The organism is Arthrobacter sp. TJ-254 (assembly GCF_058269175.1).
Genome location: NZ_JBZCNF010000003.1, coordinates 20,673 through 44,751 on the forward strand (window position 1 = coordinate 20,673; position 24,079 = coordinate 44,751).

A 24,079-nucleotide genomic window follows, 5' to 3' on the forward strand; every position below is an offset into this window, starting at 1 on the left:
GGCAGCCCGCAGGGGTTGCGTTAACCCGCAGGCGGCGTTCGCGCGCCGACGCGGAACCGGGTTGATCCGGTCCTGCGCACCGCCGGGTCGTTCCTGAGGTCAATCATCAACGCCGTGCAGAGTCCGATCATGATCAGGACGAACGGGGCTGCGGCGATGATTGTCAGGGTCTGGAGCGCTTCGAGGCTTCCAACCGACAGCAGCACAGCGGCTACGGCACCGGTGAGGGTTCCCCAGAGAATGGTGAGCCACTTCCGCGGTATCACCGCGCCGTGGGAGGAGAGTGAACCGAGGACGATCGACGATGCATCTGCGCCGGAGACGAAGAAAACGGCTACGAGAAGAACGACGACGACCGAGGTGACGGCGGCCAGCGGATAGTCCGCCAACAGGGCGAACATCGCTGACTCCTGGCTTTCCGCGTTTGCGGCCGCAATATCGGTTCCCGAGTTCTGGGCGGTTATCGCGGTTCCTCCCCATACGCTGAACCAGATCAGGCTGATGGCGCTGGGGACGCCAACGACGCCGATGACGAACTGCCGGATGGTTCGACCGCGTGAGATCTTGGCGAGGAACGAGCCGACGAAGGGCGTCCACGAGACCCACCAGGCCCAGTAGAAAATGGTCCAGCCCGCGAGCCATTCGTGTCCGCCAAAGGCCCCGGTGCGGGATGCCATCTGGGGGAGGGCGGCAAGGTAGCTGCCGGCCGACGCTGGAATCAGTTCGAGGATGAAGACGGTCGGGCCAACAACGAAGAGGAAGAACAACAACGCGAGGGCGAGGATCATGTTTCCGTTGGAGAGCCACTTGATCCCGCGGCTGACGCCGCTCACCGCGGAAACGACAAAACAGACGGTGAGCACGGCGATGATGGCGATCTGGATGCCGAGGCTGTTACCCAGCCCGAAGACCTTGGTCAGGCCACCGTTCATCTGCAGGACGCCAAGGCCCAGCGAGGTTGCCGATCCGAAAAGGGTGGCGAAGATTGCAAAAACATCGACTGCCCGGAGGGCCTTGGGGGCAGGCCGTCCACGGAAAAGGGAAGTGAACGCGGTGCTGAAACCTGCTCCGCGGCCCTTGCGGTAGGCGGAGTAGGCGAGGGCGAGGCCCACGACGGCGTAGATCGCCCAGGGGTGGATCGCCCAATGGAACAGGGTGTAGTTCATTGCCTGGCGTGCGGCTTCGGGAGTACCCGGCTCGACTCCCTCGATGGGGGGAGCGAGGTAATGCGAAATAGGTTCAGTCACGCCGTAGAACATGAGTCCAATGCCCATGCCGGCGCTGAACATCATTGCCACCCACGAGAGCGTCGAATATTCGGGCTTCGAGTCGTCAGGACCGAGCCGGATCTTCCCGTACTTGCTGAAGGCGAGAAAAAGCGCGAACGCGACGAACCCGGTGGCCGTGAGGACGAAAGCCCAGCCGAACTTGGTGACCACCCCGTCGAGGATGCCGGTGGTGATGGCGGTGAAGGGCGTCGGAAACAGCACTGCGGCAAGCAGGAGAACGACCGCGACCGAGAGCGCGACGATGAAAACCGGCTTGTCCACGGTGTTGCTGGGGCCAGGCGCGGTGGGCGGTGAGGCGGAGCGCGGAAGCTCTCCGCCGGGCGGGGTTTCGGTACGAACAGGGGAATCAGACATATTCAACCATCCCACTGATTTCGTACCGGACCGTCCGGTTCCACGGCCCGGAACCTGGAACCACGGGCTTCACGGCGCCGAATATCGAGCGGGCAGGCTGTCCCCGCGGCCCCTTAAGGAACCGCCGAGGAGCATCCAGGAGACGGAAATCACCGCCGGCGGGCTCTGGTCAGCCGCCTTGCCACCGAGAATCCGAGTGCTCCCGCGGCAACCCACGGGGCTCCGACGATGATCGGATCGAGCCACTGATGGTTGAGGTCGGCACGTTTCGTCCCGGTCCGGGAGGCGATGCCGTGGCGGGCGGCTTCGCTGAGAACTCCGGTTTCCGTCACCGGGTTGTCGGGGCGCAGGGTCAGGAACGAGGTGAGGTGGCTTTCCCACGCGTCGACCCTGTCGGCGGCAAGCAGGATCAGCCAGTGCGCGGCCCGCCCTTCACTGTATTTCTTGTAGGAGTACTTCCGCATCACCCCCGACAGGCCCTTGGGCGGCGCAGAGGTTCCAAAGACGGGGGTGAGGAACTTGTGCTCGATTGACCTCTCGCGGGGCCACTTCTCCGGCTGCCGTTCCGGGAAGTCCCAACGCGCACCGTTCAGGGAAGGGTCGAACTTCTCCTTGGGCACCGAGGGCCGGTCCCTGGGATCGAGGTCAGCGCCCCATCCCGGGATCAGCTTCCGCAGTTCCTCACTCGACTTCGCGCGGCTCGGCTTGTCGGCTGTGTACGGCATTGGTCCGCTCCGTTTCAGTTGGTGCCTGGAATGATCAGCGGCTTGATGCAGTTATCGAGCTTCGCCGAGAAGATGTGGTATCCCTCGGCGATGTGCTCAAGGGGTATGCGGTGGGTGATGATGTCGCTGGGTTTGAGGTAACCGTTCTGGATGTGCTCGAAAAGCCGCGGCCACTGCCGTTTGACCGGGGCCTGGTTCATCCGCAGGGTGAGCCCCTTGTTCAGCGCATCTCCGAACTTCACGGCGCTGAACATCGGGCCGTAGGCGCCCATCACCGAGATGGTCCCGCCCTTGCGGACTGCGTCGATCGCCCAGTTCAATGCAATCGGTGATCCGCCCTGGAGCTTGAACTTGGCCGCGGTGACATGCTGCAGGAAGTTGCCGTCGGCTTCGGCCCCGACGGCGTCAATGACGACGTCGGCGCCCAGATGATCGGTGGCCTTCTTCATCTCCACCACGATGTCGTCGTACTCGGCGAAGTTGTAGGTTTCCGCATGGGCGAAGGTACGTGCCTTTTCAAGGCGGTACTCAAGGTGGTCGATCACGATCACCCGACCGGCACCCATCAGCCAGGAGGACTTGGCGGCGAACAGGCCCACCGGTCCGGCGCCGAAGACGATGACGGTGTCGCCCTCGACGATGTCCCCGAGTTGGGCGCCGAAATAGCCGGTGGCCAGGGCATCGGTGAGCAGCACCGCATCCTCTTCGTCCATCCACTCTGGAATGATGCTCGGCCCGATGTCGGCGAACGGGACGCGGACGAACTGCGCCTGGCCGCCGTCGTACCCGCCGCAGGTGTGCGAGTACCCGTAGATTCCCCCGACGGCCGTGGCGTTGGCATTGACGTTGTGGCAGTTGGAGTAGAGCCCGCGCGAGCAGAAGTAGCAGGTGCCGCAGTACACGTTGAAAGGGACCATCACGCGGTCGCCGCGTTTCAGGTTCTGCACCGAGGAGCCGACCTCCTCCACCACGCCGACGAACTCGTGGCCGAAGGTCATCCCGACCCGGGTGTCGGGCATCATGCCGTGGTAGAGGTGGAGGTCCGACCCGCAAATGGCAGCCGTTGTCACCCGTACGATCGCGTCGTTAGGGTGTTCTATTGGCGGGATGTCCTTTTCCTCGATGCGGATCTTGTACGGTCCGCGGTACACCATTGCCTTCACGGGAGCCCCCTCAACAAGCGCTGTGGATGCTCGCAACTCTCACACGTCACAAAAGTGGCGGTCAAGGAATGATTTTCCCGTGCAGTTGATGCGGCGGTGCACTAGGGTCAGCCCAGCGCCGGCCACCGTGCCCGGGTTATTCCGCCTCCAACTGCTTTTCGCCGGCTTCGATTTTGAAGTCGAGGCTGTTGTTCTTCACCGGCATGGGGCAGGTGCCGTAGGGCGTGAACGCGCTTGGGTAGTTGATCGCACGGTTGAAGTCGAGGATCACCGTTCCATCGGGGCGGGGACGGGCCGTGGCGACCTTGCGCCAGTCATCGGTTGTCTCACCGTTGGTTTCGTCATGGAACGTCACGGTCAGGGCACCAAGTTTTTCCTCCTCGGCCTGGAGCCGGTATTCGTGGTCGGTTCCGGGGAGCCGGAAGACCAGTTCACCCACGGCACGGTGGACGCCGTCGACCAGCGGATTCGCGGTGCCGATGACCATCTCCACGGGTTCCGGGTACCGCTCGAAGCGTGCCTCAACCACGAGGTCGGGACGGTACTCGAACGTGGGAACCCCCCGGAACTCACTGCGCACCGGTGACTTCGAATCCCTCGTGCGGATTGCGTACTTGTCCGCCCGCTTTGCAAGCTCCACGACCAGCTGCTTGCCGTCGTCGCCGCCATACTGCACCCACATGAGCGATTCTTCGTCTTCGAGTTCCGCCGTGACGGTTCCGTCAACGGGCTCGCCGCTGTCGACGAAGGTCAGCCCGTCGGCTGCCGTCGCGGTGAGCACCGCGGCGGGGCCGTCGAACGACCACAGGCCGGGAACCAGCTCAACGCGGGAGGGCTCGCTTTCCAGCCACTGGAAGGAGGTGAGCGTCAACCAGCCATACTCGGTGGCGAGAGCGGCCTCCCGGCTTTTCCGGAAGCGGAGCCAGCGCTCCAATTCGGCATTTTCACTAACGCTCATGGTTCCTCCAAAGTGGGCGGGGACAGCCTTGTCATAACGGAACGCGCGGGACGGGAATTCCCGGCCCAGGTCATGAGCCTTTCCAGTCCCCGGGGACCGTTCCGAGGCAATCTATACACGAAGGAGCCTGCGGCCGACAGGCCGCAGGCTCCATTTCGCGCGGTGTTCAAGGCGTCACTGCGGCCTCGGATCAGCGCCGGGGCTCGTCTCCCCGTTCGGCGGCGCTGAGCGTGTCGCTGGCCGCTGTGCCGTCGGACTCGCCCGAGGTGTCAGCGAGACCGTTCGTCTGGTCGAACGGGCGCACGACGTCGTCGTCGGCGACGCTTGTTGGCGCAACCAAGGGGTCGACCGGCTGCGGGGGGAGCACCGTCGTCTCCGACGCGGGGGTGACTGGGGGCAATGCGTCGGTTGCCGGCTCGGCGTCGTCGGATTTCTTGCCGCTTGTGGCTGCTGCTACGCCGGCTGCCGCTGCTGCAGCCAGACCGACGCCGGCAGCGACAACTTTGCCCGACACTCCGGCCTTGCCGCTGTCGCCACGTGATTCGGCGGCGTCCATGGCGCCGGGGGTCCCAACGGGTGAGCCCTCGTTGACCGAACCCCGCCAGGCACCGGAGGCGTAACCCTCGGACTCGATGAACTCCTTGAACCGGTTAAGGTCGCCTTCAGCCTGCTTCTCGACGATATTGAGCTTGTCGCCCACCTTCTCAACGATTCCCTCGGGCTCGTAGTCGAGCGAGAGCACGACCGACGTCTGGCCCCCTCCGAGGTCCTCGAACGTGACCGAACCGGCGTTCGTCGCACCCTCGGTTGCGGCCCAGGCGACCTTGCGGTCAGGAACCTGCTCCAGAATCTTTGCTTCCCACCTGCGGCGGACACCGGCGATTTCAGCCACCCACTCGAGACGGTCATCGCTCAATTGCGTCACGCTCTTGATGCCACCCATGAACTGGGGGAAGTCCTCGAACTGCGTCCACTGGTTGTAGGCGGTGCTTACCGGCACGTTTACCAGAATGCGTTTTTCGACCTTCGTGCTCACAACGTCTCCTTCGATTAGAAAGGCGATGACGAAAAGGATTCCGATTCGTCAGTAGGCTTACTATACATCCCCGCCCCGAGCCGTTTCCAGAGTGTGTGGAGTGACGTATGGCGGAGTGCCTCACGCTTTGGCCGGGTTTACCGGCCGGCTGCGAGGCGGTGCCTGAGCCCGGACCGGACGGCCGGCCACTCCGGGGCGGTGATCGAAAAGACAACGGTGTCCCTCAGGGTGCCGTCAGGCATGCGCGAGTGAGCCCTAAGGACTCCGTCCTGCCGTGCACCGAGACGGGCGATCGCCCCTCGTGACTGGTGATTGTGCCAGTGCGTTGTGAATGCGACCGCCGCACAGTGCTCGGCCTCGAAGGCATGGGTGAGCAGCAGCAGTTTGCTTTCGGCATTGATTCCCGTCCGCTGCGCCGAGGCGCGGGTCCACGTGTACCCGATCTCGGCACGGGGTGTTGGGCGGTCGATGTCGCAGAAGGTAGTCATGCCGAGCATGGAACCGGTGCGGGCGTCGCGGGCCGCGAACGGCACCATTTCACCGCGTTGCTGCCGCTCGAGGCGGCGGCCGATCTCAGCTCCCATTGCCTCCGGGGCCGGGATGTTCGTGTACCACAGCTTCCAGAGTTCGCCGTCCCGGACGGCTTCGATCAGGCCGTCCCGGTGTTCGTGCGCCAACGGTTCCAGAATGACGAGGGAACCGGTCAACGTTATCGGGGAAAAGGTCATGGAACCGATTCAACCCCACAAACCGAGCCAACCAGGCGCGGCCGGGCCGAGGGAGGTGATTTTACGCCGGTCGGTCCCTGCGGGGAAGAAGTCCACCCTCCGGGGCAACTCCTTGTTTCCAATTTTCGCAGATGGCTACGGTTGACGGGTTACCAGGCACGCTGTGAACCAACCTAAGGAAGTGGTAAGCGTGAATCCGAAAAACCGCAGGAACCTTCCCGCCCTCCTAGCCGTCAGCGCACTGCTCCTCCTTGGCTGCGACAACACCGCGCAGGAGGAAGTGCCTGCCCCACAGGAGCAGGTAACCGAGGAGCCCACTGAGCTGATGACGCCATCTGAAGGAACGGTTCCGACAGGCACCCTCCCCACCGACGACTAGCAGCCGGAGGCTCATCTTTCACCCAACTGCGAACGGAGCACCTCGATGAAAAACAAGCTTGTTTTCGCATCCGGCATGGCGGCCGGATTTGTTTTTGGCGCCCGGGCAGGCCGGGGCAGCTACGAAAAGATCAAGTCGAAGGCCATGGAGGTTTGGAACAGCCCTTCCGTCCAATCGACAGTTTCGAGCACAACGGAGACCCTAAAGACCAAGACCCCGTCCCGGGACTCGCTTCCCGGGGTGCTCCGGCGGGCGGGAGGACGGCGGCCTTCGACGCAGAACAGCCCCCGCTATGACGGAACACCGCCGGCCGTGGTGCCCGCACCCGGAGAAACCGAGTCGGGAGGCCTTGCCTGAGCCCCGGATGCCCGGTAGTGCAGGACGACGGCCGCCGGGCAGTCCTCCAGGGTCGCGGCTCTTCGAAATCAGGGCGTTGCCTCAAGGACCGGGGCTGAGATCAGCGCGCGGTCGTACATCACGAGGGCGTTGTTCTCCAGCAGGAGGTCGTCGGCTATCTCGTTGCCCGTGCGCTTGTCCCGCTGAATCCGGTGGATCCGGTTATGGCGGTACACCTCGCCGTCCTTCTCGTAGAAGTAGGCGTCACGTTCCCGGACGTGATATTTCACCGAAAGCGGCTCGGCCGCACGCAGTTCCCCCCGCAGCTGGTCTTCCGCCACGTTAACCAGGACCTGGAATGTGTTCGAGGTCCGGTTGATGAAGCGGTAGTCAAGGTAGTTGTAGACAATCGAGGTCCCGGTGCCGAACGGTATCTGCCGGTTGAAGTCGGGGAACAGGTCCAGTTCACCGTGGTGATGGTGCTCGGTGATTTCCAGTGGGCTGTGAAGGACCATCCAGTGCAGGAGGTTGGTGAACTGGCACATCCCGCCGGCGATGCCGATATCGGCGCCTCCGTTGTTGATGGTCAGTCCCATCCGGTAGCCCTTCTTGGCGGTGCAGTGGCCCACCAACTCCCAGAACGAGAAAGTCTCGCCGGGCCGAATCAGGATCCCGTTAATGTGGGGCGCGGCGAGGCCGAGGCTGATGGCCTTGTTGTCCTGCAGTTCCAGGTCGACGTTCCCGAGGCGCCTGCGGATCATCGAGTTGTGTTTGTACACCGCAACGGGCAGGGGATCCGTGCTGCGCTCGCGGGAAAAGCGCACACCGGCCAAGGCATTGGCCAGCTTGCGGCGAAGAATAAGCCGCTTCACGGCCAGCCAGTAGGTCTGCGGTGACAGTTCGGAAAACAATTTTCTAGCGATGACGGATCCCCCATGCATGAACGAATAACAGGTTCCGATTATCCGGTACGGCCTTCGACGCACGCGGTGGCCTGAACATCGTGTCGGGGTGGTTGGCTGCTTCCCGCGGGCGCCGCACGGGAAAAGGCCTGCCCTCCGGAACGGTCTGGGAAAATGCGCTGATCAGGGCGGATTAGTCGATCGGCCCGCCGCACTGTAGCGTTGCTTAGACGCCGCGGGGTGGAGCAGTTCGGTAGCTCGCTGGGCTCATAACCCAGAGGTCACAGGTTCAAATCCTGTCCCCGCAACGAAGCGCAGGCTCGGAGATCACGGATCTCCGAGCCTGCTGCGTTAAGGCCCGCCGCCGGTTTTCGTTCACATCGCCTTCTGGCGGGGAGTCGAAGTCTTTTCTCCCCGTTGATGCCCCGCCCATTGAGGGTGCTGGTCCTGCCCTGGGGCGCCGGGAAAGGGGTCCTTTCAGCGGGCGCGGCGGGGCCGCACCGGCGCGGGCTGCGGCCTCCTGCTCAGCGGATGATGCGCCGCTGTCCGCGCCGCTCGGCAGCCCGGCGGAGGAGGTCGGTGGCGGCAAGCACCGCAACGATGATCGACACCGCGACGAGCGCGAGCATGAGGTAGAGGCCGGTGAGCATGGCCATGGGTGAGCTTGCGTCGTGGAGCAGTCCGAGCCCGCCGGCAGCGGCGACAATCCAGAACACGACTACCACCAAGAGGGCCACGGCCGAGGGTATAGATGCCCTGTTCTCTTTGAGCCACTGCATGAATTTTTTCCTCACCTTGCGCCGTTCCTCCCATTGTGAGGCCGCTGGTCGTGCAGGACAGCACTCTGTCTGTATCGGGTTCATCACATTGACGGGCGCCTGCCTGGCCACGGATCGGCGGCGCCGTTCGGGCACCACACATGTCCGGTCCGGCCGGAGCGAATCAAGCGGTCAGTGGCGGACTTCGCGGCGTGACGGACGGGTTGCCGTCGACTTCACATCGTGCGCTGTGGCAAGAAGCTCCGATCTTCCCATGCCATGGTCGGGCCCCCAGTACCAGCTGACCCGCTTCTCGAGTTCCACGGCGAGCGCGCCTGCATCGAGGCTTCCTGCGACCGGGAGGATGTCGCGGACCGCCTGGGTCACCGCATCACCCAAGTACGCGTATCGGCGCGCATCCATCCGTTTCTCCTCTTGCGTCGTCAGGCCTGCCCATGGGCAAAAATAAGCATACTGTTCAATCCGGTGATGTCCGGTCACGCACCGCAGCCTCGGACAACGGCCGACGGGGGCGGGATCGGCAGCAAGCGGCCGGTCAGCCAAGAAGCCGGTGCTCGTAGGCGAAAGCCACAAGCTGGATGCGGGTCCGTACGCCGAGTTTGCTGAGGATGCTCCGCACGTGGGTCTTGATCGTTGCTTCCGACAGGAACACGCTTCCGGCGATTTCGGCGTTGCTCAGGCCTTTGGCGATGAGCAGGAAGACGTCCTTCTCCCGAGCGGAAAGCCCGGAGATCGACTGCAAGTCCGGCTGCTGCGGCTCGGCGTTGCGGGCCATGTGTTGGAAAAGGTCGTGCGCCGAGCCGGGGGCAATGACCGAGTACCCCAGGTAGACGGTGCGGATGGCTGAGAGAAGGAACTCCGGCTCAGCGCTCTTGAGCAGGTATCCACTGGCGCCTGCGCGGATGGCGTCAACGACGGCGGCGTCACGGTTGAACGTGGTCAGGGCGATGATCCGTGGCCTGTCACGGCCGGCCTCACGTGCCCGTTCAATAATCCGCTGGGTTGCTGCGACCCCGCCGAGCACGGGCATCCGCAGGTCCATCAGGATCACATCCGGCTGCCGGGTCTCGGCAAGCTCAATGGCGTCCTGCCCATTGCCGGCACCTCCACTGAACACCATGTCGGACTGCGACTCGATGAGCATCTGGAGGCCGGCGCGGAACAGGGCCTGGTCGTCAACCAGTGCCACGGAGATGCGGCTGCCCCGTGGACCGCCCTCAGGCATTGGCGTTCTCGACGATGCCCTGGACCACGGCCGAATCGGCGGTGAAGGGCTGGAGGCCGTAGGGAACAAACGCTGTAACACGGAAGGTTTCGCCATCGGGCCCGGCGGTCAGCCATCCACCGGCGAGATGGGCGCGTTCGCGCATGCCGGGGATTCCACGGCCCGTCCGTTCCGGATCGGGTGCGACCGTTCCGGCGTGCGAGGCAACCTGCACCGAGAGGCCGGGGCCGCTCCAGTCGAGGTGGAGGGTGACCCGGGTTCCGGGGCCTCCGTGCTTCAAGGCATTTGTGAGGCTCTCCTGGATGATCCGGAATACCGCCAACTCCTGACCGGGGCCAAGTTCCACCGGCGTCCCCGAGGCCGAGCGCTCGACAACCAGGCTGCCGCTGTTCAGCCGCTCCACCAAGGAGTCGACGTCGCCCAGGGCGGGCTGGGGCTGGGCCGAGTTCTCGCCGCTCACGCCCTCGATGACCCGCTGCGCATCACGAAGCGCGCCGCGAGCCGACGCTGCAATGTTCTCCAGGGCGGCGAGCACAGGCTTCGACTGGTCCTTGCTCAGGTAGCGTGAGCCGTCGGCCTGGGCCACGATGACGGCGAGCGAATGGGCGAGCACGTCGTGGAGGTCCCTTGAGATGCGGGTGCGTTCCTGCTCGATGATCAGATCCACCTCGGTGGCGCGCAGGTCCTCAACCGCGGCCGCCCGCTCCCGGAACAGGGTGCCGCGTTCGTTGTACCCTCGGACCACATAGCCGGCGAGCCAGAACGGAGCCATCATCACCAGCAGGAATGAAGCGCAGAGCACCCAATACCCTGCCATATAGCCCCGGGACATGCTGCCGTCGATATAGAACCAGCCGACACCGGAGGAATGCTGGCGCGACAACATCAGGAAGGCCATCACCGCGGCGCATACGGGAGCAAGGGCAAGCGCCGACCACTGCACCTTCGGCCGGGCATTCAAGGCGATGAACAGCAGCGAATACGCCGCCCCGAGGTAGATCGGCCAGTCGGAGTTTATCGGCGCAACGAGGTGAAGCACCTGCCCTGCCAGGAGCGCTCCCGTCACGGCCATCGAAATCACCGGAAACCGGGCCGAGACTCCCAGCGCCACGGTGAGCGCGATGAGTGAAGGAGCCGAGGGCCAGTTCAGGAAACTGCCACCCATCCGCCCCGCCTCACCGACGCACCACAAGACGAAAAACACTCCGGCCGATGCCGGTGCACCCCAACGCTGTCCAAACCTGCTGATATTCCCCATTGCCCGAAACTATCCCGCCCCCACCGTCGTTAGCGCCCGATCGTACGTCTTTCATCCCTGCTGCACCCCAGAACCATCCCGCGGGATGAGCGTTGCTGCCCGTTCGGCAGTACCGGAGGCCAGTGCCGGCTCAGGCTCCGCCCCGAAGCCATCCAAGCAGTTCAAGTTCTTCGGCCCGGCTGAGCCCCGAACGGCGCGGCCGGTCGAGCCCCCGGCGGCGCTCGTCGTCGAGCGTATCGGTTAGCGTCTCGGTGAGGCTGCGCAGGGCACCTCCCGCGCCGCGGAACGCCGTGTTGCTCCGCCGGGCCATTGCATCATCGTTCCCGGGCAGCCACAGCGGAAGCGACCGCGGACCGGCCCAGTGGCGCACCCCCTGCTCGATCAGCCACCCCTCTGCGGCCTCAACGAGTGTCCCGGTGAACCCTGCGGCCGCTGCGGCTTCGGTGAGCATCGCCGCAAAGGTGTGCTCGTTGCCCACCGCGTTGAAGGTTCCGGAGAGGGTGCTGCTGCCGGCTTCGACAATCCAGGTGGCGAGATCCCGGACGTCGATCACCTGCACATGGCGGCTATCAACGCCGGGGATGAGCACCGGTTCCCGGCCGGCCAGGGCGAGCCGGGCCACCCAGTACCCGAAGCGGTCGCTCCCGTCGCCCGGTCCCGCAATGAGGCCAGGGCGCACGATCAGCAGCCGGTCTCCGAGCGCCCGGGCCGCAGCGCGCTCGCTTGCGGCTTTGGCGGAGGGATAGTCGGTCTCGTCCTCCGGTTCGACGACGGCGGCGCTCTCATCGGCGCCCGGTTCGGCGTTGGAAGCGTAGACGGAAACTGACGACACGAGCGTCCAGTGCTCCGCCTCGTGAGCGAGCGCGGAAAGCGCGTTCCTGACGAAGGCGGGGCTTGACGACAGTTCGACCACCTCATCCCAGGCTTGGCCGGCCACCTCGTTGTACGCGCCGGCCCCGGCGCGGTCCGAGGTAATGAGGCGCGCACCGTCGGGGGCTTGTCCGGATTGGCCGCGCGCCAGGCAGGTGACATCGGCGCCCCGTTCGAGCAGGGGCGCGGCGACGGCCCGGCCAAGCCATGCCGTACCTCCGAGGACGAGAACCCGCCTCACTGCGGCACGCCGCTGGAATCCTGAGCGGCCGCGGGGGCCGCTGGTGCGCCGACTCGAGCGGCCATGTTGCCTTCCTTTTCCCTTGGCGGCGGGCGGGTGCCCCCTGACAGCGGGCAGCCGCGTTGACGAAGGTCGCGACGCCGCCGTACCGCGTTACAGAGGAACCCTACCCAACGGCCGGTCGGCGCAGGGGCAGCCGGTGAAGGGTCGCGTCGATCCTTCCGTCAGCAACCACGGCGCTCAGGTAGGAGCAATGCGGCTGGCGCCGGCGGTCGGTGGGGGAGCCGGGGTTCAGCAACCGCATCCCTGCCGGGGTGGTGGAATCCCAGGGAATATGGCTGTGCCCGAAGATGAGGACGTCGGTTCCGGGGAACTGCTGGTCCATGCGCTGTTCCCTGCCGGTCTTCGCGCCGGTCTCATGGACAACCCTGAACAGCAGGCCTTCGATTCGGGCTTCGGCAACCAGCGGCAGCCTCTTCCGCAGTTCGGGGCCGTCGTTGTTGCCGTAACACCCGATCAGGCGGGAGGACCGTTCCAGCAGGTGGTCGAGGAGCGCCGTTTCGGTCCAGTCACCGGCGTGGATGACGATGTCGGCGTTCGAGACCGCGGCTTCGACCTCAGGCGGAAGCGCCTTGGCGCGTTTCGGAAGATGCGTGTCCGCCAGGATCACCAACGAGGTAGCCATGCTCATGATTCTGCCACCGGATCAACCCCCGTCTCGTGACAAAGGACCGTTCTCGTGCAATGCTTCCCTAAGCGTGCTTAGTATTGCGCCGTAAGGAATCCGCGCCGTACCGTCGGCGTCCCGCATGAGCAACGGAGGAACCAATGAACATCGACAAATCGCAAATCATTGACCTGCTTAAGTCCCAGGGGAAGTCGGACCAGGCCAGCCAGGCGGAGTCAGAGCTGCCCGACTCGGTGGACTCCGAAAAAGACGCAGGGCTCCTCGAAAAATTCGGAATCAATCCGCAGGATCTGCTCGGCAAACTTTCCGGCGGATTCGGCGGACTGGGCGGCTGACAAAACTCTCCGTCCCGGCGTGCGACGCCAAACAAGGCAAAACCCTGAAGAAAAGGTGAGTGTGAAATGGATACGGGCCAACTGATCTGGATCATCGTTGGGATCATCGTCCTGCTTGCTGTTATTGGTTTTGTGATTGCCCTCGGGCGCAAGCGGAAGCGCGCCCGGTCTGAGCGTCAGCTGGAGAAAGACCGCCAGAAGGCGGCCGAGATCCGCGAGCAGGCGCGCGTTTCCGATCTTGAGGCGCGGGAGCGCGAAGCGAAGGCCGCTATGGTCGACGCCGAGGCCCAGCAGGCCGAGGTCGAAGCCGAACGGCTGCGCCGCCAGGCCCAGGAGCGCCAGGCCGAAGCGCAGGACCTCAGGGACCGTACGTCGACAACCACCCAAAAGGCCGATGAGCTCGACCCAGATGTGGACACCCAGCGCCGGGATGGCAGCAGGTAGCACCTCGGCAAGAGGGGCCCGGGCGGCAGCTGCCGCCCGGGCCCCTTTGTGCGTTGATCCGTCAGATTCCCTCCGGCGCGGGAGCTAGCTGGCTGCCGGGACGGCAGGGCCAGTCGGCCACCGCAGGAGCGCCGCGATTGGATGCGAGTCGAGCGCTCCCGGAGGGTAGAAGGTGATCTCCGCGTCGGTCAGCGCCGCCGCCCGCAGGATTGCTGCAAGCGCCGGAACGGGCCCTATCACTTCAGCACCGGCTGTTTCCCCTTCCGTTGTGGCCACCCACGGTGCGGCGTCGAGCGCCAGGAGGGTGCGTCCCTCCCACGCGCCGGTTTCGAGCAGCAGGGTGTCGACCTGCGCCTGCTGCAGCGCAGTAATGACCGGCCCGACCCCCGCGGCGGAGGTCCGGCCGGACTGCCCCGCCTGCTCGGCGAGCCGGTCAAGCAGCTGGTGCTGACGGTCCGCCATGACCCGCGTGACAAGCTGATCGACCTGGATGGCGAACGCTTCGGTGTCGGAGCCGCCGGTGCGGGTGTGGCTGTCAATCACCGAAAGGATCGACCGGGTTTCCTCGGAGACCTGTTCGGCAACGAGCTGCCGGGCGCGGATGTCTCCTGACACAATGACCAGCTTGGCCCGGCTGGCCGAGACAACCCTGTCGATTTCGGCGGCCACCCCGCCGGCATTGGACTTCCATACCTTCTCGGCATGCTGGTGGAAGCTCTTGTGCGCCCACCCGCCTCCGTGGACCTTGCGCATATGTTCGGTGTCGCCCTCAATCGAGGCGACCGGTTCGCCGCGCGTTGGTGCTGCCGAGAGCTGATCCGCGTGCCGCAGGTACACCTCGCCGCCGTCGCGCCCCACTTCCGCAATGACATAAGCGAAGTCCTCAGGGCAGTGGCGCACCATCGGGGTGAAATCGGGGATCGGACCAACGGCAATCACCTGGGGCATCACCATGGGCCCGGCAAGGAACTCGTTGACGACCGCTTCGCCGTCGTGCACGAGAAGAAAGCGGGACACCGGGTCCGGCAGTCCCTTCGACGTCTTCGCGAGGGCGGCAACCGCCGCCTTCACGTCCTGCTTCGGGGTTCCCGCCCGCTCCATTGTCTCGGTGACAACGCGGGGCAGCTCGTCGTCGCTCGCCACCGATTCGACCGTTGCGGTACTTCCGTCCACATAAAGGGTGGTCCACGGGCCGGTGAGCTTGTAGAGGTGTGAGTGGTCTTTGAGTGCGTGCGTCATTGGCAGCACCTTCTCTCTTCGATGTTGCTCCTGCGCCGCGCCGGCGCAGCGTGATGGATAGGTGCGGTCCGCTCCATCCGGAAGGGAGTGGACGGACGGTGAAAGGAGATTGTGGGTCCGGCCCGCACGGTGGCCGCGGCTCTGGAGCCTCGCGCGTGCCCGGTCACTGCTCTACCGTGTGTCGGCGTCTTTCCCGTTGGCGGCCGGGTCGGCTCCCTCTGCGGGATCCTGCGTGTGGTGGCGGATGTCTGTCGGATCGGCGTCGGTGTCCCCCTCCGCCGGGGCCTCGTTGTGGCTTCGTTCCTGCTGGTCGGGGCTTTCTGACATGGCGGGTACTGTCCTTTCGAGTGGCGGCAGGAGGTACTGGAAGTCTACGGAGGACCCGCGCCCAACATAACCCCCGGGAAGCACCCACGGCTCGGTCGCCGAGGCAGGCATCCGGTGCGGGGCGGGGAATTTCCCTTTCCAACATGTGCTCTGCGGCGGATACTGCTAAGTAGGCTTACGGTAAGGTGCCGGAGCCCTCAGCGACCGGTCCGCCCACCGGTGGAACCCACAAGTGAGGAGAACGATATGCCAACCAAGGCTCGAGACATCATGACGGGCAGCGTCGAATGCATCGGCGAAAATGACACACTGCAGCAGGCGGCCGTGAAGATGCGCGACCTGGACGTCGGATCCCTGCCCATCTGTGGGGAGGACAAGCGACTCAAGGGGATGCTGACGGACCGTGACATCGTTGTCCGGTCCATCGCCGACGGCAGGGATCCGAGCACCGTCACAGCCGGTGAGCTGGCGCAGGGCAAACCCGTCACCATCGGAGCCGACGACACAGTGGAAGAAGCGATCAAGACAATGCAGGACCACCAGGTCCGCCGCCTGCCCGTGATCGACGGCCACGATCTCGTTGGAGTCATCAGTCAGGCGGACATTGCCCGAAACTACCCGGAGGACCGGGTCGGCGACCTCGTCGAATTCATCTCCTACTAGGGTCTGCCTTCCTGCCGCGGACAGATGCAACAGCGACGGCCGCCCCTGAGGGGGCGGCCGTCGTCGCGCGTCGTGTCGTACGTCAGCGGATGGTGGGTTTCGGATCCAGTCCCGCGCCGCGCTGCCGGACCCGCTACTGCAGGTCGCGGTCGTTGATGTGGCTCAGCGGCGAGCCTCCGCTGTTAGCCGGGTCATCGCTCGAGTCGTAATCGTCGTCTTCGCCCACGCCGAAATCGACGTCCGCCGCGGCTTCTCCGAGGGTCGGCTCATCCGGGGGAATCTGCTCGTCACCGCGCTCCCAGCGCGCCTCAAGCGATTCATCCCTCAGGATCTGATCGCTGAGCAGTTCCTCCTGCTCGTCGTCATCGTCAATCTCGCTCTGCAGCAGCGGATCCTCCTGCCAGCGGTCAGGGTCGGTTTCGGCGGCACCGGGATAGTCGTCCGGCCTCCCGGGGATAAACGGCACATCTGCCGTTGATTCGTCGAGGATGTCCGGATCGTCATCGGTAATGACGTGCATGTCCTCTTCGGGGAGGGTTTCAGGAGGGTTCTCTTCGCTCATGGTTCCACCTTTCGATGCGGGGCGTCACTGGATGAATAATAAGCCTACTGATTTTTTCCTGACGGGGACAACACAGACTCCGGAACGTGGTCGCGCCAGCTGTGCCGGGGCTCGAAGCCGAGCAGTTTCCGCGCCTTGTCGATCGACAGCAGGGTTTCCGTGCCGCTGACTTCCGCAACCAGCGGCACCTCGGGGAACACCTCGGCCGCGAGGTCAACGCTGGGCCGGCTCATCACGGTGTCGGCCGCTGCAATCAGGAACCGGTCGAACCCGGGAGCTGCGTTCTCGAGGGCTTTCTGCACCGCCTGGGCGCCATCGCGCCCGTCGATGTAACCCCAAAGGTTCCACTTGCGCAGCAGGGCGTCGGCGTCGAAGGAGGGGAACTCGGCGTAGTCCTCGGGATCCATCACGTTCGAAAAGCGCAACGCCGTGATGCGCAGCTCCGGGTCCCAGCGCGCCATCTCGATCGCCATCTGCTCCTCGAGGTGCTTGACGAGCGAATACGTGCTCTCGGGCCGCGCCGGATACTCCTCGTCCACGGGGAGGTAGGGAGGGGCCTCGTCGAAGGGAAGACCCTGCACCGTCTCGCTCGAGGCGTAGACGACGCGCTTGATCCCTGCCCGCCGGCACGCCTGGAAGACGTTGTAGGTGGCGAGCATGTTGTTGTGGAACGTCGCGGCGTCGGCGGTGAGGCCCGGGGCGGGAATCGCCCCGAGATGCACCACCGCGTCGAAGCCGTCGGTGCGGTCGTCGACGCCCAGCAGCGCGTCGAGCACCTGCCCATAGTCGCGCAGGTCGACGCGCAGGAAACCGGGGCTGCGCTCGCCGTACTGGTCGAGTTCAAGCACGAAGTTCCCGTCCGCCCGGAGTGAGCGCACCACGCTGCGGCCCAGTTTGCCCGTGGCGCCGGTGACGGCGATCCTGTCCGCCATCAGGCCGGCCGCATTTCGGGGGAGCGGGTCATTGAAGGATCAGTTTCGGCGAGGGCCCCTACGGCGTCGTCGATTGCGGCAAGGACCGACTCCTCAAGGACCACGCCCGCCGCGCCGACGTTCGCCTTCACCTGCTCCGGCCGCGAGGCGCCGATGATCGCCGACGCGACGTTGCGGTTCTGCAGCACCCAGGCGATGGCCAGCTGAGCCATGGTCAGCCCGACGCCGTCAGCGATGGGCTTCAGCCGCTGGACGCCGGTGAGGACGTCGTCCTCCATCCAGCGCTTGATCGTCGTGGCGCCGCCCTTCTCGTCGGCGGCGCGGGTTCCCTGTTCCGGGGGGCGGCCGGGCAGGTACTTGCCCGTCAGGACGCCCTGGGCGACGGGGGACCAGACGATCTGGGAGATACCCAGATCCTCCGAGGTGGGCACCACCTCCTTCTCGATGACCCGCCAGAGCATCGAGTACTGCGGCTGATTCGAAATCAGCTGAATGCCGAGTTCGCGGGCGAGCGCATGGCCGGCCCGGAGCTGTTCGGCGTTCCATTCGCTGACACCGATGTACAGTGCCTTGCCCTGACGGACGACGTCGGCGAAGGCCTGCATCGTCTCCTCAAGGGGAGTCTCGGAATCGTAGCGGTGTGCCTGGTAGAGGTCGACGTAATCGATTTGGAGGCGGCGCAGCGATCCGTCAATCGAATCCCGGATGTGCTTGCGCGAGAGGCCAACCTCGTTGTGGCCCTTGCTGCCGGTGGGCCAGTACACCTTGGTGAAGATCTCGAGCGTTTCGCGGCGCTGCCCCTTGAGCGCATCCCCAAGGACCGTTTCCGCTGCGGTGTTGGCGTATGCGTCGGCGGTGTCGAAAGTGCTGATGCCGGCCTCGAGGGCGGCCGTAACGCACTGCACGGCGATGTCGTTCTCCACCTGCGAGCCGTGGGTCAGCCAGTTCCCGTACGTGATCTCCGAAACCTTGAGTCCGCTGTTTCCCAGATATCTATAGTCCATGAGGCTGATGCTATCCATCATCGGCCCGGCGGGTACAGGACCGCCGGCGCCGATGCGGCCGTACCGGCGGCAGCCGCTAGACTTGGACGGGTGGAACGCGGCGCCCCGGCGCCTGAATCGGCCACCCTCCCCGCCACCCAGAAGAGAAGGAACCTTGGTTAACTTCACCGCGCGTTTCGCCACCGAGGCGGAGCAGAACAAGTGGGACGACCTCGTCACCGCCAACCCGGACGGCGGGAATGTGCTGCAGTCGGCCTCATTCGCCGAGGTGAAGTCGCACCACGGCTGGAAGCCCAGGTTCCTTGTGCTTGAGTCGGACGACTTTACGAGCCACAACCTCGTCCTTGAGAAGTCCTTCCCCGTGATGGGCAGGCTCTGGTACCTGATCAAGGGGCCGGGAGTGGCCGATGTCGCCCACATCCCCGCGGCCCTCGAGGCCGTCAAGACCTTCGCCGCGGCTTCGCGGCTCAATGTCTTCGCCGTGAAGATCGAACCCGACATAGTCGACAGCCCTGAGGTGCGCAAGGTGCTCACCGGTGCCGGCCTGGTCAAGACCTTTGACCTGCAGCCCAACGACCACACGGCCATCCTCGACACCACTCCCGAATCAAACGCACTGCTGCGCACGCTTTCTTCGCGGGGACGCAATGCAGTGCGCCGTGCCATCCGGGAAGGCGTGGAGGTGCGCCGGGTGGAGCCGACCGAGGAAAACTTCAGCATCATGTACCGGCTGATGGCCCACATCGAGGACCGTTCAGCGGCCCGCCTGAGGTCCTTCGAGTACTACAGCCGGTTCTGGGGGAACTTCGCGGCCGCGGGCCAGGGCAGGCTCTACTTCGTCTACGAGGACGGGGAACCCTCGGTCGGGGCCTTCATCATCAACTACGGCAGCAAGGGAACCTACAAGGACGGCGGGTCCAGGCCCGGCCGGTCCCAGTACGGGGACTCCCACCTGCTCCAGTGGACGGCGATCAACGACCTCAAGGACGAATTCGGCATCCACGAATACGACTTCTGCGGCACTCCGCCCGCGGACAAGCTGAAGGACACCTCCCACCCCCACCACGGGCTCGGACTGTTCAAGACGAGTTTCACCAAGACAGTCACCGATTTCATCGGCTGCTGGGACCTCGTCCTCAGCGGCTGGAAGTACCGGCTGTGGAACACCGCCGGAGAACGCGTCGCACGCCAGATCTACTGGCGCCGGCACCAGCAGCCTTTCTACTGACCTTGACCTGCCACAGGCGAAGGGGTGAATCATGAACAACAACGCCGATGCAGGAAACGACAAGGCGCCGGGCACCAATCCTTCCCCGGCGGCGGGCCCGCTGCCGGTCATCCGCCGACCCTTCGACCCGACACCCGAGGAGAAGGCGAAGGCCGCGGCGCGTACCTCCCGCCGCACCACGCCCGAACCTCCGGCCGCCCTGCCTGCGGGCCCGCGGCGGCCGCGCAGGCAGCCGCGCTCCGTCTCTCCGACCGACGCACTGCCCACCACGCCGCGGGCCGTCCGCCCGGACCGCTCGAACGCCGCAGCGCGCGGCATGCTGCGCCGGCTGGTGCAGGGCGAGGTTCCGCCCACCCAGGCAATGAGCATCGTTGAGCGGCTCGCCGGAAGCCCCTACGCGAACCCCACGATTCCCGCCGGCGGGCCGGACGCCAACGCCCGCAAGACACTCGACTTCGCGCTCAGCCTCGCCGAGACGATGTTCCGGTACGGCGCCGGTGCCCTCGAGGTCGAAACGAGCATCATCGCGGTCACCGCCGCGCTCGGTCTGCAGCACATCGAAGTGGACATCACCAACCAGTCGGTGGTGATTAACTACTCGGCAAAGGACCAGACGCCAACGACTGTGCTGCGTGTTGTGCGTTCATGGACCAACAACTACGCGGGCCTCGCGGCGATCCACCAGCTTGTCTCCGACATCGCGGCCGGCGGCGTCTCGCGGATCGAGGCGGCCCAACGCCTCGAGGAGATCACCCGGCGGCCCAAGCCCTTCCCGCGCTGGATGGTCACCGCGGCTTTCGGAATCTTCGGCGGGGCGATTGTCGCTTTCATCGGCGGGGGAGTGCTGGGTGCCCTCGTGGGGCTCTTCAGCTGCATCCTCGTCGACCTTGTATCCCGCCAGCTGGGGCGGTGGAGGGTCCCGGAATTCTTCTCGGTGGCTACCGCCTCCGCCATGGCAACCTTCATTGCCATGCTCTTCTGGTGGCTCAACGTGCCAATCGCACCGTCCCTTGTAGTTGTTGGAGGGATCCTGCTGCTCCTGCCCGCCGGGCGGCTTGTCTCGGCGACCCAGGACGCAATCAACGGCTTCCCGGTCACCGCGGCGGGGCGGTTCCTTTCGGCGCTGCTGATCTTCGGCGGGGTTGTCTCGGGGATCGCTGTCGCACTGGTGTTCGGGTCCGCCATCGGCATCCCGGACCTTGACCTGATTGAGGCCCCCGCCCCGCTCTACCCCTGGCCGGTGGTGGCGGTGCTGATCTTCATCGCCGTGGCAATGTTCGGCGTCACCGAGCAGACCGACCTCAAACTTGTGGTCCCCACCGCACTTGTGGGCACTGCCGGTTACGTCCTGTGGATTTCGGCGATCAACGCCGGCGTCGGATACCGGCTGGCGCCGGCGCTCGCCGCCGTCCTCATCGGCGCCCTCTCCCGCGCCGTCGCGCTCCGCCTGGGTGCGCCCCAGCTTGTGGTGGCGGTTCCGGCGGTCATGTTCCTCTACCCGGGACTGTCGATCTTCCGTTCCATGTACATGCTGACGACCAACGTCGGAGTCCCAAGCGCCGGCGCGCTGGGGCTGTTCAACGCGCTCACCGTCATCCTCGCCATCGCGGGCGGCGTGGTCCTCGGCGACAACATCGCACGCCCCTTCACCAAGGGGCTGAGCAGTAACGAACGCCGGCGCAACCGGCGACGCTAGTAATCCCGGAAACCGAAGCGCGCCCCATGATCCGGGGCCGGCTACAAGGCGAGCCAGTCGACCGGCTCGGCGCCCTGCTGGCGCAGGAGGTCGTTAACGCGGCTGAAGGGCTTGGAGCCGAAGAAGCCCCGCGACGCCGACAGCGGGCTTGGGTGGGCCGATTCAACGGTCGGCGTGTGCCCAAGCAGCGGTTTCAGCCTCAGCGCATCGCGCCCCCACAGGACCGCCACAAGCGGTCCTCCCCGGGCCACGAGCGCGCTGAGGGCGGCGTCGGTGATTTCCTCCCAGCCCCAGCCGCGGTGCGACGCCGACTCTCCGGCGCGTACCGTGAGGACCCGGTTGAGCAGCAGCACCCCCTGCCGCGTCCATCCCGAGAGGTCACCGGTGGCCGGTGCGGCAGCCCCGAGGTCGGCGGAAAGTTCCCGGTAGATATTCCCGAGACTGCGCGGCAATGGGCGGGTCGCCGGATCGACGGCGAAGCACAGTCCGACCGAGTGTCCGGGGGTGGGGTAGGGGTCCTGGCCGACAATCACCACCTTGACCTCCTCCAGCGGAACTCGAAAGGCCCGCAGGATGTGCTCCGGTGCAGGGAGGACCTCATGTCCCCGCTGGGATTCGAGAACGAGCTTGTCGGCGATCCGGTGGAGGGTGGGCTCCCAGGGGGCGAGGGCTGCCGCCCAGTCGGCCGGAAGGACCGACGTGAGGGGAGCCGGGGCCTGGAACGGGATCGATGGCGCGCCGTCCCCCCGTGCCGCGGGCGGAGCGCCGGGTGAGGGAAGCTCGAACAGGGCAGGGGTTGCATCGTCCATTGCTCCATTCTTCCGCGCCTGCGCCGGCAGCGCCGCAAATGACATGCGTGGCATTCACCATTACCATGGGTGCGGAAGTAGGCAGAGCAACATTGCGCATGCCGGGCAAGAGGGGGCGGTGGGAATGGGTCAGCAGACCGGGGCCGATCAGCCGCATCCCGCGCCACCGGGCGAAGGCGCCGAAGCAATCGCCGCCGGTACCGGTTCAGGCGCCGAGGCGCCGGGGCCCGGCGCCAACCGGCCCGTGCTCGGTGAGCGTGAGCAGCAGATGCTCGCGCTCGAGCGTGAATGGTGGAAGTACTCGGGGGCAAAGGAACAGGCAATCCGCGACCTGTTCAACATGTCGGCCACCCACTACTACCAGGTCCTCAATGCCGTCATCGACTCGGAGGCCGCCCTGGCCCACGATCCGATGCTCGTCAAGCGGCTGCGCAGACTTCGAACTTCCCGCCAGCGCGCGCGCTCCGCGCGTCGGCTCGGCGCGGACATCTGACCTACCCCAAGGACCCCCATCACCATGACCAACTATCCCCGTGACGAATTCGACCGGGTTCCCGAATCCGCAGCCCGGCAGGGCGTCCACCGGGAGCACTTTCTGCCAACCCGCTCCAGCGGGCTCTGGCTGAAAATCGTCGTCGGGATCCTCGTGCTGCTCCTCGGGCTCGCAGCGTACTTCGTTGTTCCCCGGCTAGGGGCAGGCGACACCGAACCCGCCTCCGGGTCGGTTCCCACCTCCGGCACGGAAGCGCCTGAGCCCCCGGCAGCCTCCGGCACGGCGTTGGCGACAGGGGTGGCCTCCGAGGCCAGCGGCGCCACGGCGACACCGACCCCCGGCCGGACGAGCTCCGCTGCGTCGCCGTCGGACTCTCCGACAAAGCGGGCCGGGACGAAGGCCCCGGCCGCCCCGGACCGCACCCAGGCCGTCAACGTACTCAACGGAACCGGGGTACCGGGACTTGCAGCGTCGGCCGCCGGTCGCCTTGCCGCCGGCGGCTGGAGCGCCGCCGTTCCCGGAAACTGGACCGGGTCGCCCGTCCAGGGCTCGGTCGTGTTCTACAACGGCGAAGCCCAGCGGGCCAGCGCCGCGGAAGCAGCCTCGGTGCTGGGCATTGCGTCGGTCGTTGACGCCGCAGGGGTTCCCGGCAGCATCACCGTGGTCCTGGGTCCCGGCTTCCAGTAGCAGCGGGCCAGCCGGCGGCGTTCCGGCTACTCCTTGAGCGGTACGCCCTTTGCATCGCGTCGGAACGCCTCGGCGCCGACCAGGATCATTACGCCTTCAATGAACCCCCAGATGGCACCGACGCCGAAGGTCACGAAGGTGACAATGATCTGTGCTACGCCGATTCCCACGTAGCCGAGGTAGAAGCGGTGGATGCCGAGGGAACCCAGCAGGACCCCGAGCAGGCCTGCCACAAGGCGGGACTTCTGCTCCGGGTAGCCCTGGAGGTAGGTTCCAAACGGATTTCCATAGGGACTTCCCTGGTACTGCCCCGGTTGCTGGTAGGCGTTGGGGTGCCCGCCCGGCGGCGGGTACTGGCTCGGATAGCCGCCCGGGGGACCGTACTGCCCGGGGTAGGCCTCGCCCTGTGCCGGCATTGGGGACTCGCCGCCCTGCGGGTAGGGCCCGGGGCCGAAGCCCGGATCCTGGCCCGGGGCGGGGGGAACATCAAGAGGCTCCCGATCGGAACCTGGCTTGTGTTGCTCGGGGTCTGGGGTCGTTGACACATTTCTCCTTGGTGGTTGGAACTCTCTTCAACCTATGCCTTGGCCGGCAGGGCCGTCATCAGGTAAATCCCCGGAGTTTTCCCGGGCTGCGCTCAGGGTGAAGCAGGGGTTTACCGCAATACGCGGCTTGCACTCATCTGGCGGGAGTGCTAATTATTGACTTAGCACTCGAACCCGCTGACTG

The 24,079-nt window shown here is 65.6% G+C and carries 29 protein-coding genes and 1 tRNA gene; 10 read left to right on the plus strand and 20 right to left on the minus strand.

Features of this window, described 5'->3' with window-relative positions:
• Positions 1–20 precede the first annotated feature (20 nt).
• The 6 genes from AC4D14_RS08790 to AC4D14_RS08815 form a co-directional block, all read right to left on the minus strand.
• The gene (locus AC4D14_RS08790; RefSeq protein WP_490901564.1) at positions 21–1,643 is read right to left on the minus strand and encodes a BCCT family transporter; all 1,623 of its coding nucleotides are present in this window, start codon (positions 1,641–1,643) and stop codon (positions 21–23) included.
• A 149-nt stretch (positions 1,644–1,792) separates the two neighbouring features.
• Complete coding sequence (locus AC4D14_RS08795; protein WP_490901566.1) at positions 1,793–2,368, minus strand: hypothetical protein; 576 nt, start codon at positions 2,366–2,368, stop codon at positions 1,793–1,795.
• Between the two features lie 14 nt (positions 2,369–2,382).
• Positions 2,383–3,531 carry a zinc-dependent alcohol dehydrogenase gene (locus AC4D14_RS08800; RefSeq protein WP_490901567.1) on the minus strand — a complete coding sequence of 383 codons (1,149 nt, stop codon included), beginning with the start codon at positions 3,529–3,531 and terminating at the stop codon, positions 2,383–2,385.
• 136 nt (positions 3,532–3,667) lie between these two features.
• Positions 3,668–4,489 (minus strand): DUF1684 domain-containing protein, encoded by an 822-nt coding sequence (locus tag AC4D14_RS08805; protein ID WP_490901569.1) that lies wholly within the window; start codon positions 4,487–4,489, stop codon positions 3,668–3,670.
• A 190-nt stretch (positions 4,490–4,679) separates the two neighbouring features.
• Entirely contained in the window at positions 4,680–5,525 is an 846-nt protein-coding gene (locus AC4D14_RS08810) for an SRPBCC family protein (RefSeq protein WP_490901570.1), read from the minus strand.
• Between the two features lie 137 nt (positions 5,526–5,662).
• Complete coding sequence (locus tag AC4D14_RS08815; RefSeq protein ID WP_490901571.1) at positions 5,663–6,253, minus strand: GNAT family N-acetyltransferase; 591 nt, start codon at positions 6,251–6,253, stop codon at positions 5,663–5,665.
• 190 nt (positions 6,254–6,443) lie between these two features.
• On the opposite strand from AC4D14_RS08815, the gene AC4D14_RS08820 reads away from it, so the two are divergent.
• Entirely contained in the window at positions 6,444–6,632 is a 189-nt protein-coding gene (locus AC4D14_RS08820; protein WP_490901573.1) for a hypothetical protein, read from the plus strand.
• A 45-nt stretch (positions 6,633–6,677) separates the two neighbouring features.
• Positions 6,678–6,989 carry a hypothetical protein gene (locus AC4D14_RS08825; RefSeq protein WP_490901574.1) on the plus strand — a complete coding sequence of 104 codons (312 nt, stop codon included), beginning with the start codon at positions 6,678–6,680 and terminating at the stop codon, positions 6,987–6,989.
• A 68-nt stretch (positions 6,990–7,057) separates the two neighbouring features.
• Here the strand turns inward: AC4D14_RS08825 and AC4D14_RS08830 are convergent, their stop codons facing one another.
• Positions 7,058–7,879, minus strand: coding sequence for a VanW family protein (locus tag AC4D14_RS08830; RefSeq protein ID WP_490901576.1), 822 nt, complete (start codon positions 7,877–7,879; stop codon positions 7,058–7,060).
• Between the two features lie 225 nt (positions 7,880–8,104).
• Between AC4D14_RS08830 and AC4D14_RS08835 the strand changes: the two genes are divergently transcribed.
• Positions 8,105–8,178: transfer RNA gene (locus AC4D14_RS08835), tRNA-Met, on the plus strand.
• 216 nt (positions 8,179–8,394) lie between these two features.
• Here AC4D14_RS08835 and AC4D14_RS08840 read toward each other — a convergent pair.
• From AC4D14_RS08840 to AC4D14_RS08865, 6 genes are all read right to left on the minus strand, one after another.
• A complete protein-coding gene (locus AC4D14_RS08840; protein ID WP_490901578.1) occupies positions 8,395–8,649 on the minus strand; it encodes a hypothetical protein in 255 nt (84 codons plus the stop codon).
• A gap of 171 nt (positions 8,650–8,820) precedes the next feature.
• Positions 8,821–9,051, minus strand: coding sequence for a hypothetical protein (locus AC4D14_RS08845; protein ID WP_490901580.1), 231 nt, complete (start codon positions 9,049–9,051; stop codon positions 8,821–8,823).
• Positions 9,052–9,184: 133 nt separating this feature from the next.
• The gene (locus AC4D14_RS08850; protein ID WP_490901581.1) at positions 9,185–9,874 is read right to left on the minus strand and encodes a response regulator; all 690 of its coding nucleotides are present in this window, start codon (positions 9,872–9,874) and stop codon (positions 9,185–9,187) included.
• The gene (locus tag AC4D14_RS08855; RefSeq protein ID WP_490901583.1) at positions 9,867–11,039 is read right to left on the minus strand and encodes a sensor histidine kinase; all 1,173 of its coding nucleotides are present in this window, start codon (positions 11,037–11,039) and stop codon (positions 9,867–9,869) included. The genes AC4D14_RS08850 and AC4D14_RS08855 overlap by 8 nt, the downstream gene beginning before the upstream one ends.
• A 223-nt stretch (positions 11,040–11,262) precedes the next feature.
• A complete protein-coding gene (locus AC4D14_RS08860; protein WP_490901584.1) occupies positions 11,263–12,243 on the minus strand; it encodes an NAD-dependent epimerase/dehydratase family protein in 981 nt (326 codons plus the stop codon).
• Positions 12,244–12,409: 166 nt separating this feature from the next.
• Entirely contained in the window at positions 12,410–12,928 is a 519-nt protein-coding gene (locus tag AC4D14_RS08865; RefSeq protein WP_490901586.1) for a metallophosphoesterase family protein, read from the minus strand.
• 143 nt (positions 12,929–13,071) lie between these two features.
• On the opposite strand from AC4D14_RS08865, the gene AC4D14_RS08870 reads away from it, so the two are divergent.
• Positions 13,072–13,266, plus strand: coding sequence for a hypothetical protein (locus AC4D14_RS08870; RefSeq protein WP_490901587.1), 195 nt, complete (start codon positions 13,072–13,074; stop codon positions 13,264–13,266).
• Positions 13,267–13,332: 66 nt separating this feature from the next.
• Positions 13,333–13,710 (plus strand): hypothetical protein, encoded by a 378-nt coding sequence (locus AC4D14_RS08875; protein ID WP_490901588.1) that lies wholly within the window; start codon positions 13,333–13,335, stop codon positions 13,708–13,710.
• Between the two features lie 84 nt (positions 13,711–13,794).
• Here the strand turns inward: AC4D14_RS08875 and AC4D14_RS08880 are convergent, their stop codons facing one another.
• Positions 13,795–14,949 (minus strand): baeRF2 domain-containing protein, encoded by a 1,155-nt coding sequence (locus AC4D14_RS08880; RefSeq protein ID WP_490901589.1) that lies wholly within the window; start codon positions 14,947–14,949, stop codon positions 13,795–13,797.
• A 171-nt stretch (positions 14,950–15,120) separates the two neighbouring features.
• The gene (locus AC4D14_RS08885) at positions 15,121–15,276 is read right to left on the minus strand and encodes a hypothetical protein (protein ID WP_490901590.1); all 156 of its coding nucleotides are present in this window, start codon (positions 15,274–15,276) and stop codon (positions 15,121–15,123) included.
• A gap of 246 nt (positions 15,277–15,522) precedes the next feature.
• On the opposite strand from AC4D14_RS08885, the gene AC4D14_RS08890 reads away from it, so the two are divergent.
• Entirely contained in the window at positions 15,523–15,939 is a 417-nt protein-coding gene (locus AC4D14_RS08890; RefSeq protein WP_490901591.1) for a CBS domain-containing protein, read from the plus strand.
• A 133-nt stretch (positions 15,940–16,072) separates the two neighbouring features.
• On the opposite strand, the gene AC4D14_RS08895 is transcribed toward AC4D14_RS08890, so the two are convergent.
• The 3 genes from AC4D14_RS08895 to AC4D14_RS08905 are packed head-to-tail and all read right to left on the minus strand — an operon-like array spanning position 16,073 to position 18,437.
• Positions 16,073–16,501 (minus strand): hypothetical protein, encoded by a 429-nt coding sequence (locus AC4D14_RS08895; RefSeq protein ID WP_490901592.1) that lies wholly within the window; start codon positions 16,499–16,501, stop codon positions 16,073–16,075.
• A 44-nt stretch (positions 16,502–16,545) separates the two neighbouring features.
• Entirely contained in the window at positions 16,546–17,433 is an 888-nt protein-coding gene (locus AC4D14_RS08900; protein ID WP_490901593.1) for an NAD-dependent epimerase/dehydratase family protein, read from the minus strand.
• Positions 17,433–18,437 (minus strand): aldo/keto reductase family protein, encoded by a 1,005-nt coding sequence (locus tag AC4D14_RS08905; protein WP_490901595.1) that lies wholly within the window; start codon positions 18,435–18,437, stop codon positions 17,433–17,435. Before AC4D14_RS08905 ends, AC4D14_RS08900 begins: the two co-directional genes overlap by 1 nt.
• A 154-nt stretch (positions 18,438–18,591) precedes the next feature.
• Between AC4D14_RS08905 and AC4D14_RS08910 the strand changes: the two genes are divergently transcribed.
• Both AC4D14_RS08910 and AC4D14_RS08915 read left to right on the plus strand, forming a co-directional pair.
• Complete coding sequence (locus AC4D14_RS08910) at positions 18,592–19,665, plus strand: lipid II:glycine glycyltransferase FemX (protein ID WP_490901596.1); 1,074 nt, start codon at positions 18,592–18,594, stop codon at positions 19,663–19,665.
• Between the two features lie 31 nt (positions 19,666–19,696).
• The gene (locus tag AC4D14_RS08915; protein ID WP_490901598.1) at positions 19,697–21,361 is read left to right on the plus strand and encodes a threonine/serine exporter family protein; all 1,665 of its coding nucleotides are present in this window, start codon (positions 19,697–19,699) and stop codon (positions 21,359–21,361) included.
• 41 nt (positions 21,362–21,402) lie between these two features.
• Here AC4D14_RS08915 and AC4D14_RS08920 read toward each other — a convergent pair whose 3' ends face one another.
• Positions 21,403–22,170, minus strand: coding sequence for a uracil-DNA glycosylase (locus AC4D14_RS08920; protein WP_490901601.1), 768 nt, complete (start codon positions 22,168–22,170; stop codon positions 21,403–21,405).
• Between the two features lie 124 nt (positions 22,171–22,294).
• Here AC4D14_RS08920 and AC4D14_RS08925 point away from each other — a divergent pair, with 124 nt between their 5' ends.
• Entirely contained in the window at positions 22,295–22,663 is a 369-nt protein-coding gene (locus tag AC4D14_RS08925) for a DUF3263 domain-containing protein (RefSeq protein ID WP_490901603.1), read from the plus strand.
• A 24-nt stretch (positions 22,664–22,687) separates the two neighbouring features.
• Positions 22,688–23,350 (plus strand): LytR C-terminal domain-containing protein, encoded by a 663-nt coding sequence (locus tag AC4D14_RS08930; RefSeq protein ID WP_490901605.1) that lies wholly within the window; start codon positions 22,688–22,690, stop codon positions 23,348–23,350.
• Positions 23,351–23,376: 26 nt separating this feature from the next.
• Here AC4D14_RS08930 and AC4D14_RS08935 read toward each other — a convergent pair whose 3' ends face one another.
• A complete protein-coding gene (locus AC4D14_RS08935; protein WP_490901606.1) occupies positions 23,377–23,895 on the minus strand; it encodes a TM2 domain-containing protein in 519 nt (172 codons plus the stop codon).
• Between the last annotated feature and the right edge of the window lie 184 nt (positions 23,896–24,079).